Consider the following 12,692-nt stretch of genomic DNA (forward strand, 5'->3'; position numbering starts at 1 on the left):
AACAACGCATAAAGAGGAAATTGTCGATGTCAGAGGTCAATGCAGATATTGCCATTATCATGGGTAGCCAATCAGATTGGGATACAATGCGCCACGCAGCCGATACGCTTGACGCGCTTGATATTTCCTATGAGGCCCGCATTGTATCCGCCCATCGCACACCAGATCGTCTGGTTTCTTTTGCCAAGGGCGCAAAGGGGGCGGGCTTTAAAGCGGTTATTGCTGGTGCTGGCGGTGCTGCGCATTTGCCCGGCATGACAGCAGCAATCACCCCCTTACCGGTTTTTGGTGTGCCAGTGCAGTCAAAAGCATTGTCAGGACAAGATTCGCTTTTATCGATCGTGCAAATGCCTGCTGGCATTCCAGTTGGTACTCTTGCTATTGGTAAGGCTGGCGCCGTAAATGCAGCACTTTTATGTGCTGCTATGCTGGCAGTTTATGATGAGGATCTTGCTAACCGTCTTGATGTTTGGCGTGCCAGTCAAACCGCCAGCGTTGCTGAATTTCCGGTAGATGAGGTGTGAGGATGAAAAAACTACAACTCGGCGACACTATTGGTATTATTGGCGGTGGACAACTTGGGCGCATGTTAGCAATGGCAGCAGCGCGCCTTGGTTTCAAAACCATTATTCTTGATCCACAAAGCGATTGCCCTGCAGCGCAATGTGCCAATGATGTGATTATTGGCTCCTTTGATGATGAAGTTGAATTAAATCGTCTTGGTGAATTATGCGATATCATTACTTATGAATTTGAAAATGTTCCGGTGGCAGCCATTGATAAATTGGCGCAAAATCATACCATAGCACCGCACCCAGCTGCGCTTGAAATTGCTCAAGATCGGTTTTTGGAAAAAAAATATCTCAATGAATGTGCAATCACTACTGCACCTTGGCGCCCTGTCGATGATCTTTCTTCACTTTTGGCGGCAATTGCTGCTTGCGGGGGAAAGGGCATTTTAAAAACCCGCCGTTTTGGTTATGACGGTAAGGGGCAAGTACGGATCTCCAGTGAAGATGAAAAAGAAGCTGAGAGCGCTTTGGCAGATATTGGTAATCAACCGGCCATTTTTGAAGGTTTTGTTGATTTTAGCCGCGAAATTTCAGTCGTTGCGGCGCGTTCGCAAGATGGCAAGGTGGCATTTTTCGACATTCCTGAAAATCGTCATAACGATGGCATTTTACGCCGTTCTACTATTCCGGCGATTATTTCTGATGACACAGCCAATCAAGCCCGCCAATATGTTGAGACTTTGCTCCATGCGCTAAATTATGTTGGCGTTATAGCGGTTGAGTTTTTTGTGTTGGCGGATGGTCGTTTGATTGCCAATGAATTTGCACCGCGTGTTCATAATTCCGGCCACTGGACCGAGGCTGCCTGCGTCATATCGCAGTTTGAGCAACATATCCGCGCCATTGCTGGCTTGCCGTTAGGCGACCCAAAGCGCCATAGCGATTGTGTGATGGAAAACCTTATTGGCAATGATGTAGAGCGTCTTCCACAATTATTGAGTGAGCCGGATGTTTTAATTAACCTTTATGGTAAAAGCGAAGTTCGTGAAGGGCGCAAAATGGGGCATTTTACGCGGCTTGTTTCTTGATATTTGAAACGAGCTTGCCCAAATTTCTAAAGCCAATGTCTTAAGTCATTAGGCGGCTCTCTTGATTGCTAAATCATTGAATTGATTCTCAACAGCAACCAACGAGGGTTAAAACGGTATGAGCAAATTTGTATTATCGGCAAAAATGCTGTTTATTAAAGCAAATGCCTCGTAAAAACAAAATCTTTACGGGGAAAGGCTTGACAAATAGGCACTTTACAGTTTATCAGACAGCAGATTTTAAGAGTCCCCTATTGGGGCTTTTGTGTTATGCCCGGCGACGGGTTGCAAAAAACGGTGATTGATATGAAGATTAAGAATTCGCTTAAAGCGCTTATGGCCCGTCACCGCGACAACCGTATGGTTCGCCGCAAGGGTCGTATTTACATCATTAATAAGACTGCACCACGCTTTAAAGCCCGTCAGGGTTAATTGTGTGGCTGGTCAATATCATTTAGATATTGGTTAGACCAGCAAGCATTTTAATTATCATGGCCTGCTCTTTGAGTGGGCCATTTTAGTTTTAATGGGACAGAATTAGCCTTATTATCAATTGCTTTTTGGCTTTTAATAAAATGCTTATTGCAACATTATATTTGTTGTAAATAGCATGATGAGCATGAATAAAAGGCCTAATAGGCTTATTTTTTTGCCATGCCCTACCTATATATTATTGCATAATTTTATTTTGCATCGGTTGTTTTATGAAACACAGCACTACAGAAATACCTTTTTGGCAATATAAAACTCTCAACCAAATGACCAAGGCCGAATGGGAATCGCTTTGTGATGGTTGCGGGCGGTGTTGCATGCATAAGCTTGAAGATGAAGACAGCGGTGATATTTATAATAGCAGCGTTGGCTGCAAGCTATTAAATGGCCAAACCTGCCTTTGCAATAATTATCCAAGCCGAAAATCTATTGTACCTGATTGTATCCAGCTAACCCAAGAAATTATTGAAACGGTAAAATGGCTGCCTGATAATTGCGCCTATCGCTTGATTAGCGATGGTAAGGATCTTGAATGGTGGCATCATCTTGTTTCGGGTAGCCGTGAAACCATTCATGAGGCTGGCATTTCGGTGCGCGGTAAAGTGCTTGTTCATGAAGATGAATTGCATGACCCTGAAGACTATTTGCAATATGTGACGGAAATTATTTATAAAAATCTTTCATAGATTCTATCACTGTCATCACAGTTTTTGACAATTGGGAATAAACAAGCAGGAATAAGAATGAGCTTTTCACCCTTTCATAAAATAGAAGCTGATCGCTCGAAGGCCATGCTTTTATTAGGCGATCATGCAAGACGTGATCTACCCGATGAATATGGCGCACTTGGTCTGCCAAAATCAGAATTTGAGCGTCACATTGCTTATGATATTGGTGTGGAGCCACTTTTAAAAGTTTTGCAGAAAAAACTTGGCGTTCCAGCTTTAATGAGCGGTTTTTCGCGACTCTTGATTGACCCCAATCGCGGTGAGGATGATCCAACCCTTATCATGCAATTATCAGATGGTACGACCATTGCTGGCAATTATCCGTTAAGCGAAGAAGAGCGACAAAAGCGCATTAATCAATTTTATCGCCCTTATCATGACGCTATTGTCCATGAATTATCCGCCATTGCCACTGAAAGCCAAACAGCGCCATTTATTGTATCGCTTCATTCCTTTACCCCCAATTGGCGCGGTCAAAGTCGTCCATGGCATATTGGCTTATTATGGGATAAGGATGGGCGGGCAGCCCTGCCGCTTCTTGATATGCTGCGTCAGGAAGGTGATCTTGTTGTTGGTGATAATGAACCTTATGATGGCGCATTAATTAATGATACGCTTTATAAAAATGGCACAAAAAATGGCTATGCCCATATTTTGATTGAGATTCGCCAAGACCTTATCGTTGATGAAGCAGGCGTTGACGCTTGGGCGGAGCGATTAGCACTAATGCTTATTGATTTAAATAGTCGCAAAGAAATGCATGAAGTCCAGCATTTTGGTACGCGTGCCTATTAAATAAACTAGGTTAGATTTTTCAAAAATGTGCATAAGCCTTAATATGACAGTTTTTAGCGTTTAAAATTTTACAAATGCCAGCATTTTGGCTAATAGGAAACCAAATTTGAGCATTATCAAAGCGGCTACAATCGACCATGCTTTAACAATGCTGCCAATAGTCAGCTTCTGATAAAAGCTTTGATGAGGCAATGAAAATTTGCTGTGTATTTAATCGACATAGCTTTGATTGATTAACTTTATAAAAAGTTTCCTGTGCTTTTTTAGCGCAAGATTATTATGTTGAAATTCACCAATGTGGAGAGTCTCGTGAGTGATATTTTAGATGAAACACAAGCGGTAGCTGTTGGTCAGCTTCGTTCCTTTATCGAGCGTATTGAACGCCTTGAAGAAGAAAAGAAAACCATCAGCGATGATATCAAAGATGTTTATGCCGAATGTAAAGGTTCTGGTTTTGATACCAAGGCAGTGCGGGCAATTATTCGTTTGCGCAAAAAGGAAGAAAATGAGCGTCAGGAAGAAGAAGCAATGCTTCAGCTTTATAAAGATGCTTTAGGCATGCCATAGGGTCTGTGCCATTTAATATTTTTTCAAAAAAGCCCATTGATTACAATCATAATCAAATTGCAATCAATGGGCTTTTTATTTGGCTTTTTAAAAAATAACGGTGCTTATTGACGCTCTAATGCAAACCACCAACGCCAAGCAAGGTTTCGATAATGGTGGGATCTTGCTTCAAATCTTGCGGCGTGCCTTTAAAAGCAATTTGGCCGCGCTCTAAAATCAGTAAATGATCGGCAAATTCTAATGCTGGTTCAATCCTTTGCTCAACCAGCAAAATGCTCATATCATTACTTTGCGCCATTTTTTTAAATGCCGTCATTAATTCATCGCAAATAACTGGCGCTAAGCCTTCAAGCGGTTCATCCAGCAATAATAGTTTTGGTTTGCCCAAAATAGTTCTTGCGGTTGATAGCATTTGTTGTTCGCCGCCCGATAATTGCCCACCCATATTATTACGCCGTTCTTTCAATCTTGGGAAAAGCGCATAGGCTTCTTCGATTGCGGTTTTTGGCCGTTGTTTAAGGCCAGCAATCAAATTTTCCTCAACGGTTAGCGTTGGAAAAATATCTCGAGTTTGCGGCACAAGCCCAAGTCCAGCCAGTGCACGCTCACTTGGGCTAATTTTGCTAATATCTCTGTTCCCTAATTTTATTGTGCCACTATAATGGCGGGTAAAACCGGCAAGGCTTGCAAAAAGTGTTGTTTTGCCAACACCATTGCGACCAAGAATGGCAAGGCGCGAGCCGCTGGCCACTTCAAAACTCACATTTTCAATGATACGGGTTTGTCCATAGCCACTATTCAGCCCATTAACGTTTAAAGATAAGGCGGTCATTGTGCATAACTCCCTAAATAAGCGGTTCGCACATGGCTATCTTGAATGACATCTTGCGGCGATCCATCAAAAATAACGCTGCCTGCTGCCAAAACAATAACGCGGCTTGCAAAGCGAAAAACCAGATCCATATCATGCTCGATCATTAAAACCGCAAGATCATCGGGCAGGCTTGCAAGCGCATCTTCAATTAAACCCGTTTCGCTTTGCGGCACGCCAGCGGCAGGCTCGTCCAACAGTAAAACCTTGGGATGCATAGCAAGGCTAATGGCAATTTCAAGCAAACGTTGTTGACCATAGGCAAGAAACGCAACCTTTTGTAAAGCAAGACTATCAAGGCGTAGCTTGGCAAGAATTGCATAGGTTTCGTCCATTATATGCGACATTGAGCGATAATTACCAAAGATGCGACTGGTTTTGCCTTCATGCTGCATAAGCGCAAGAGCAATATGCTGTTCTGGTGTCATATCTTTAAATAATCGCGTTACCTGAAAGCTCCGCACCAAGCCTTTACGTACTCGATTAGTAATTTTAGCATTGGTAATATCTTCGCCAGCCAAAATAACCGCACCAGCGCTTGGTTTTAAATGGCCAGTTACCAAATTGACCAAAGTTGTTTTACCTGCACCATTAGGGCCGATAAGGGCAAGGCGGTCACCCTTTTGCATGGACAGTGAGACATTATTGGTAACGGCTAATCCGCCAAAGTTTTTTAAAAGACCAGAAACCTCAAAAATCGCTGTCATGATTTTTTTAACCTCACCAATTTTAAGATTTGTTGCAAGCTTCCGTAAAGTCCTTGCGGGGCAAAAAGCACCACAGCAATCAACACTGCGCCAATGATAGTAAGCCAATAAAAGGGATTGGCAGCCGAGACGATATGTTCAAACCATAAAAATGTAACCGCGCCGATAAGTGCCCCATAAAGAGAGCCGGTACCACCAACCACCAACATGACCAAGGATTCTGCCGATAGAGTAAAGCTTAAACTATCAAGACCAACCACTTGCGTTGAAATAGCATTTAAAGCGCCGCCAATGCCAGCAACGCTGCCCGCTATAATATACATGCGTAATTGATTGGAGCGGATGGATGCACCCATAGCCTCAACCCTTACAGGATCTTGCTTGATGGCTTGACATAATAACCCAAAGGGCGAGCGCACAATGAAAATAAGTATAAAAACAACGAGGACAAGCAAAAATAAGCCATATAAATACGCTGTTTGCCCCCAAAGATCAAATTCGAAAATACCCAAAAGCGGATCAACACTAATGCCGCCAAGCCCATCACTGCCGCCCGTCCATTGCGATGCTTTATTGGCAATTTCATGAAATAATTGCACCACCGCGATAGAGAGTACGAGTTGGGCAAGCCCATGGGCGCGAAGAATAATTGCACCCGATATAAGTCCAGCGCATGCGCCAGCAATAAGGCCAATAAGGGTCATTAAAATGGGATCATAAATACCAAAATGGGCGCTAGCAATGCCGGCAGCATAAGCGCCGGTGCCAAACAAAGCTGCTTGGCCTAGAGTTGCAATACCGCAATAGCCAGTAATAAGATCAAGCGATAAAACCAATAGTGCAATGGATATGATGCGGGTCAATAATGCAAGATTGTCAGGAAAGACATAAAAACCAATAAGGCCTATGCTAAGGATAAGAATAAGAGCGATTGGGGTTGCAAAATCTAAGCGTTTTGGCACTTTATAGCGAGATATCTTAGCCTCGTGCATTATTGGCGATGGGATATCTTTTGATCTATGATCGCTCATCTTTTCATCCTTCCAACAAGACCACGCGGAAAACACATGACAATGATAATCACCGCAAGATAGAAGAAAAATTCGCCATATTCAGGTACAATATAGCGGCCAGTTGTATCAATCGCGCCAAGTAAAAGACAGGCAATCAAAGCTCCCGGTATCGATCCAGCACCGCCAATAGACACCACCACTAAAAACGTCACCATATAGCGCATGGCATAATAGGGGTTAAGCGGCAATAATTCCGCACCAATAATGCCACCAAAAGCAGCAAGACCAATGGCAAGGGCAAAGCTTAAAGTATAAATAGTTTGGGTTTTAATGCCTAAGATTTGTGCCATATTGGCATTGTCCACCGCCGCACGCAGCTTAATGCCAAAACGCGTACGCTCAATTAACAACCACAAACTAAGGGCAATAATCATGCCAGAGGCAATAACAAATAGTCGCTGGGCAGCAATGACGCGAAACCCAATATCAACCGAACCTTGCAAAAATTCTGGTATGGCAATGGTTTTTAATGTCGGGCCAGCCAGATAATTGGTGATACCGATAATCACAAAGGTGATGCCAATGGTCATTAACACTTGGGTGAGTTCAGGCGCACCATAAATTCTGCGGTATAAAAAACGCTCAAGCGGAATAGCAATCAAAATTGTCACAAAAATCGCTAATGCCATTGCCGCAAAATAGTTTAAATGGAGTTCGCTGACCCCATAGGCGGCAAGATAGCCGCCAATCATGGCAAAAGCACCATGGGCAAGATTAACCACACGCATTAAGCCCATAGTGAGTGATAGGCCAATGGAAATGATAAATAAAACCGTTCCATAGGCAAATGCATCAACACCGATGCTTGCTATTGTTTGCAACACATCTTTCCCCTTATGGATTATATGATAAAAGTCGTTTTACACGCACAACAAAATATAAGAGCAAGCCATTTTAGCATTTTTAAGTAAGCGTGCTCTAACTGATGATGAAACTGTTTCTTTACAAGTAGAGCGCCGATCTGATTGGATCAGATCGGCGCTCTAATCCATTGTTTACACCGCGTTTTTATTCGAAAACCGCTTCACACTTTTCAAAAAACTCTCTAATTCTGCTCCAAGCCGGGGTCACCCTGCTTTTCAAAGGTTTCGATTTCTTTGTTGTAAAACTGTCCTGCATCATCCTTGGCAATTTCGCGCAGATAAATATTTTGGGTAATATGGCGAGAATTAGGATCAATTGACACAGGCCCTCGTGGGCTTATCCATGCCATGCCTTTTACCGCATCAACCGCCTTTTGAGCATCTTTTTTGCCATTGGTCGCTTCAATCATTTTATAAATGACATGCATACCATCATAGGCGCCAACAGCCGTGAAAGATAATTCTTGAGGGTTGCCAATTGCTTTTTGTGCACCGTCAACAAAGCGTTTATTTTCCGGTGAATCATGGGAAATTGCATAATGAAAAGTGGTAAACATACCAAGTGCACTTGCACCTAAGGCAGGTAGATCACTTTCTTGCGTCAAATCACCGGGGGCAAAGAGCGCAATATTAGCATTCTTCAAACCATTATCGGCATAGGCTTTCATAAAGCCAAGAGTGGTTGGACCAGCAGGTAAAAAGGCAAAGGCACCATCGGCTCCTGAATCCTTGATGCGTTGCATAATTGGACTAAAATCATTGGTAGCAAGCGGCATGCGCAAGGACGAAACAACCTCGCCACCTGCCTTTTGATAAGCGGTGATAAAGGCTTTTTCTGCATCAATACCGGGGCCATAATCACTTACAACTGTAATGATTTTCTTCGCGCCTTTATTCATCACCACTTGGCCAAGCGGTGTTACCACTTGCGGCAAGGTAAAAGATGTGCGCACCACATAGGGGCTTTGGGTGGTTATGCTGGAAGTTGCGGCATTCATAATGACCATGGGTACATTGCCCTGTTTTAACAAGGGGGTGACAGCCATGGCATCGGGGGTAAAGAAAAAACCGCCAATATATTGGATTTTTTCGCGCACAATTAATTCTTGCGCAAGCGATTTTGATTTGGCTGGATCAGCACTTGGCACATCACGATAGATAATTTCAATTGTATCATCACCGATCTTATTGCCATGCTCAGCAATGTAAGTATCAATACCTGCTTTAAAATTTTTACCTTGCAACGCAAAAGGCCCAGAAAATGGTCCGATAATACCAATCTTAATCGTTTCAGCATAAGCCGTTCCCGCCATAAGACCAAGGCCTGCCAGTAATGCAGTAAAATAGCGTTTCATGTTTCCTCCCAATTTTTTATTTTTTTATTTTCAGTAATTGATCCTCATTACTTGCCATATTATTTGTTTGAATTTTCTTGCTTGGCTCTCACAAGCATTTCATTCAATCTAAACTTTGTAAACCTGTATAATTTTCGGCAAACGCCTTTTGTGCCGCTTTTGAAGACACAAGATAATCAAACTCGGTGCGTTGCATTTTTTGGTCAAAGGCACTCGATTCATGAAAACGATGCATCATTATGGTTGTTGCCCAAGAAAAACGTTCAGCTTTCCAAATGCGTGCCAAAGCTTTTTTTGAATAATCATTAATACCAGCATTGGATTTTTCAATATAATATTCAGTGAAAGCCTGCCATAAATAGCGTACATCGCTTGCGGCAAGATTCAAGCCCTTAGCTCCGGTTGGAGGTACAATATGGCCGGCATCACCGGCAAGAAATAGCCGGTCAAAGCGTAAAGGTTCAGCAACAAAAGAACGTAAGGGCGCGATACTTTTTTCAAGGCTTTTGCCGCCTTGCAACCTATCCGCATATTTTTGTGGTATGCGCTGGCGCAATTCATCATAAAAAGCAGCATCAGTCCAATCCTCAACATGATCGGTTAAGGCAACTTGCAAATAATAGCGGCTTCTTGTGAGGGAGCGCTGCGAACAAAGAGCAAAGCCACGCTTGCTATTGGAATAAATCAATTCTTCAGCAATTGGTGGCTCATCAACCAATAATCCAAGCCAGCCAAAGGGATATAGCCGTTCATATTCAACTATTTTTTCTTGTACAGTGCGTCGGCTAACACCGTGAAAACCATCGCAACCTGCAATAAAATCGGCTTCAACCTGATGGGTGACGCCGTCCTTTTTAAAACTAATGCGACAATTCTCGCCCTGATAATTTTCAATGACGACATCATCAGCTTCATAAATGCTAGGCGCACCGCAATTTTTTCGTTCTTTCATTAAATCTTGGGTGACTTCAGTTTGGCCATAAACCATAACCGAGCTATGCACTGCTTCGCTAAAGTCAATCCGATGCACATCATTATCATAGGCAAGCTCAACACCAAAATGCACATGGCCCTCCAACTCCATGCGAATACCTGCGCCAGCTTCATGCAGAAGTTTTCTTGTGCCATCTTCCAAAATGCCGGCCCTGATGCGAGATAGCACATATTGCGGCGACTTGCGCTCAATAATTAAAGTATCAATGCCTTGCTTGTGCAATAATTGCCCAAGCAAAAGACCTGCAGGACCTGCGCCAATAATGGCAACTTGCGTTTTCATTTTTCCTCCCAAATGATATTATGACTTTACTGTATTGATAAACTTTGCTCCATTTAATACCTCCGCTGCTAATAATAGCGCTGCACCGCTTGCTTGGCATATTTGTGGTAAAACCAACCATTCTAATGTCCAAGCAGCGCCAGAGCGTTCATTTTCATGTATCATCGATTGATGAAGCGCCCCCATAAGCCCTGCATTAAAGCGTCCAATAGCCACCAAGGTTTCAGCCGCAATTGGGTTATGTTTATGAGCCATGGCAGACGACGCGCCGCCGCCTTGTAAAACGAGTTCCCCCACCTCATTTTGGGCAAGCAAAGTGATATCTTGACCAATTTTACCAAGGGCACCACTGATAAGACTTAAAAAATGACCCGCGTCAATAATCGGTTTACGGTCGCTTTGCCATGAGTGAGGCAAGCTCAACCCTAAATCTTTCGCCATAAAATTAGCAATCTGCGAAACATTGCCATCAAAGCTCTTGCCATTACCAATTGGGCCTGCAAGCTGCAAACGCAGGATTTTTTGTCGATAAAAACCAAAATCAGCGCAAATATCTTGCAATAGCGCCTTCCATTGCTGGATTTTGTCAAAAGCCGTAAACGGCAAAGCCACCTGCATGCGGGTATGCGCCATAAGCGGCGTTGCGCCCTGTTGGATTTGCATATCAGCAAGCAATGCAATTAAGGTTTTAATGCGCTGTTCAAAAATATCCAAAATATTGCTTAGACGCAGCATCAAGCCAGTATCTATAATATCTTGGCTGGTTGCGCCAAGATGCAAAAATTTTTGAAATTGCGGCGCGATATTTTGGCGCAATTGCCGCAATAATTCAGGTACAGCAACGCCGTCTTTTGCCATGGCAGCCGCAAAGCCATTTAAATCTGGGCTAAACGTTTGGCAAGCATCATCAATGACTGCCAAGGCTTCCTTCGTGATAAGCGCATAATGTTCCTGCGCCGTGGCAAGGGAAAATTCCACCTTTACCATTGCGGCAATTTCAGCCTTTTTGGTAAAAAATGCGGCTATTTCTGTATCTTTAACCAGATCATCAACCAGCACTTTGAGGCCCCTTTTTGATATTTTGAATTATTTCTAATATTTCATTAAAACGCAGATTAGATTTTAAGTAAAATGACTAATTCAATTGATAATATAACCCTGCCGTTATAGTTAAGCGTAAAATTTCATTTGTAAAAGCAAAAAGGGAAAGGTTATAAACCTTTCCCTTTTATAGTAAAAGTGCACATAAAAATGTCTAGCGGGCGGTCACTTTAGAAAACTGGCCATGAATCCGATAACGCCATAAATAGCTGGTTAAAATCGCTTCAATGGCGCGTGGTTTAATGCCCACGCCTTCTAAGGTGCGGCCTTCTGCTATTGCTTCACTTGAAACAATATTATCAAATTTCAACATTTTGATTTGATCTGCCGTTGCAATTTTAGGCATAAGCGGAATTTTTGCAAGCAAGCCAAAAACACCGCCCATTAATATGCCAAGACTATAGGGGATTGAAAGAAGCAAACGCTTGCGGCGAATAACATGCAGGGCTTCTTGAATGATTTGGCGGAACGTCATGACTTCTGGGCCACCTAATTCATAGGTTTTGCCCGTTTCAATTTGACCATCAATGCTGCGAGCAATCATTTCAGCAACATCACCAACATAGACTGGTTGCATTTTATTCATGCCGCCCCCAAAAATAGGCAAGAACGGCGAAAAGCGAGCCATATCAGCAAATTTATTGAAGAAATTATCTTCAGGCCCAAAAATAACCGATGGGCGCAAGATAATTGCATCGCGATGCGCTTCGTGAACGGCTTTCTCGCCCTCATACTTTGTGCGTACATAATCTAATGATTGCGGCGCATTACCTGTTAAAGCTGATAAATGAATGAGTGGAATACCAGCACTTTGAGCAAGTTCGGCTACATTTTTTGCACCAGCAAGTTGAACATTGTCAAAGTTATTTTTGCCAGCATTAAACATAACGCCCGGCAGAAAAATAGCTGCATCAGCATCAATCAAAGCACGAGCAACCGATTCACGAATGCGCACATTGGTTTTAAGCATTTGGGTTTGGCCGACTTCACCAATTTGCAACATATAATAGGCTTGTTCTGGGCGGCGTACCGCAACGCGCACACGATAGCCACGCTTGGTAAGAGCTTCAACCACATGTCGCCCAACAAAACCCGAACCACCAAAAACAGTAATTAATTTAGGGTGTTGGTAAAGATCAGGTCGTAGATCCATCTCGCTCTCCAGCTTTTTTAAGTTACCAGTATTTTACATGCTTATTATGCATTTGATCTAATCTAGCATAAATAAATCAAAATGTCCGCTTTGTTTTGGAATTGGTCTAAT

Annotated in this window: 14 protein-coding genes; 6 read left to right on the forward strand and 8 right to left on the reverse strand. The window is 42.9% G+C overall.

The features are described from left to right. Positions 1–26: 26 nt before the first annotated feature. The 6 genes from purE to N6A79_RS00370 all read left to right on the forward strand — a co-directional run bounded on the left by purE (position 27) and on the right by N6A79_RS00370 (position 4,182). Positions 27–524 (forward strand): 5-(carboxyamino)imidazole ribonucleotide mutase, encoded by a 498-nt coding sequence (gene purE, locus N6A79_RS00345; RefSeq protein WP_268546535.1) that lies wholly within the window; start codon positions 27–29, stop codon positions 522–524. A gap of 2 nt (positions 525–526) precedes the next feature. Next, positions 527–1,600, forward strand: a complete 1,074-nt coding sequence (locus N6A79_RS00350) for a 5-(carboxyamino)imidazole ribonucleotide synthase (RefSeq protein WP_268546536.1) — start codon at positions 527–529, stop codon at positions 1,598–1,600. Between the two features lie 306 nt (positions 1,601–1,906). Then, positions 1,907–2,032, forward strand: a complete 126-nt coding sequence (gene ykgO / locus N6A79_RS00355; RefSeq protein ID WP_182419567.1) for a type B 50S ribosomal protein L36 — start codon at positions 1,907–1,909, stop codon at positions 2,030–2,032. A gap of 272 nt (positions 2,033–2,304) precedes the next feature. Further along, on the forward strand, positions 2,305–2,778 hold the full coding sequence (locus tag N6A79_RS00360; protein ID WP_268546537.1) for a YcgN family cysteine cluster protein: 474 nt from the start codon (positions 2,305–2,307) through the stop codon (positions 2,776–2,778). A 57-nt stretch (positions 2,779–2,835) separates the two neighbouring features. Then, positions 2,836–3,615 (forward strand): N-formylglutamate amidohydrolase, encoded by a 780-nt coding sequence (locus N6A79_RS00365; protein ID WP_268546538.1) that lies wholly within the window; start codon positions 2,836–2,838, stop codon positions 3,613–3,615. Positions 3,616–3,894: 279 nt separating this feature from the next. Continuing rightward, positions 3,895–4,182, forward strand: a complete 288-nt coding sequence (locus N6A79_RS00370) for a DUF2312 domain-containing protein (protein ID WP_182418376.1) — start codon at positions 3,895–3,897, stop codon at positions 4,180–4,182. Between the two features lie 115 nt (positions 4,183–4,297). Here N6A79_RS00370 and N6A79_RS00375 read toward each other — a convergent pair whose 3' ends face one another. From N6A79_RS00375 to N6A79_RS00410, 8 genes are all read right to left on the reverse strand, one after another. Continuing rightward, positions 4,298–5,014, reverse strand: coding sequence for an ABC transporter ATP-binding protein (locus N6A79_RS00375; RefSeq protein ID WP_268546539.1), 717 nt, complete (start codon positions 5,012–5,014; stop codon positions 4,298–4,300). After that, positions 5,011–5,760, reverse strand: a complete 750-nt coding sequence (locus N6A79_RS00380) for an ABC transporter ATP-binding protein (RefSeq protein WP_268546540.1) — start codon at positions 5,758–5,760, stop codon at positions 5,011–5,013. Before N6A79_RS00380 ends, N6A79_RS00375 begins: the two co-directional genes overlap by 4 nt. After that, on the reverse strand, positions 5,757–6,752 hold the full coding sequence (locus tag N6A79_RS00385; RefSeq protein WP_268547604.1) for a branched-chain amino acid ABC transporter permease: 996 nt from the start codon (positions 6,750–6,752) through the stop codon (positions 5,757–5,759). The genes N6A79_RS00380 and N6A79_RS00385 overlap by 4 nt, the downstream gene beginning before the upstream one ends. A 35-nt stretch (positions 6,753–6,787) precedes the next feature. Further along, on the reverse strand, positions 6,788–7,654 hold the full coding sequence (locus N6A79_RS00390) for a branched-chain amino acid ABC transporter permease (protein WP_268547606.1): 867 nt from the start codon (positions 7,652–7,654) through the stop codon (positions 6,788–6,790). Between the two features lie 224 nt (positions 7,655–7,878). Beyond that, on the reverse strand, positions 7,879–9,051 hold the full coding sequence (locus N6A79_RS00395) for an ABC transporter substrate-binding protein (RefSeq protein ID WP_268546541.1): 1,173 nt from the start codon (positions 9,049–9,051) through the stop codon (positions 7,879–7,881). 103 nt (positions 9,052–9,154) lie between these two features. Beyond that, positions 9,155–10,327, reverse strand: a complete 1,173-nt coding sequence (gene pobA, locus N6A79_RS00400; protein ID WP_268546542.1) for a 4-hydroxybenzoate 3-monooxygenase — start codon at positions 10,325–10,327, stop codon at positions 9,155–9,157. Positions 10,328–10,345: 18 nt separating this feature from the next. Continuing rightward, positions 10,346–11,386, reverse strand: a complete 1,041-nt coding sequence (locus N6A79_RS00405; RefSeq protein ID WP_268546543.1) for a 3-carboxy-cis,cis-muconate cycloisomerase — start codon at positions 11,384–11,386, stop codon at positions 10,346–10,348. 196 nt (positions 11,387–11,582) lie between these two features. Continuing rightward, entirely contained in the window at positions 11,583–12,581 is a 999-nt protein-coding gene (locus N6A79_RS00410) for a complex I NDUFA9 subunit family protein (protein ID WP_268546544.1), read from the reverse strand. Positions 12,582–12,692: the final 111 nt, after the last annotated feature.

Source organism: Bartonella sp. HY761 (assembly GCF_026743145.1).
Classification (GTDB): domain Bacteria; phylum Pseudomonadota; class Alphaproteobacteria; order Rhizobiales; family Rhizobiaceae; genus HY038.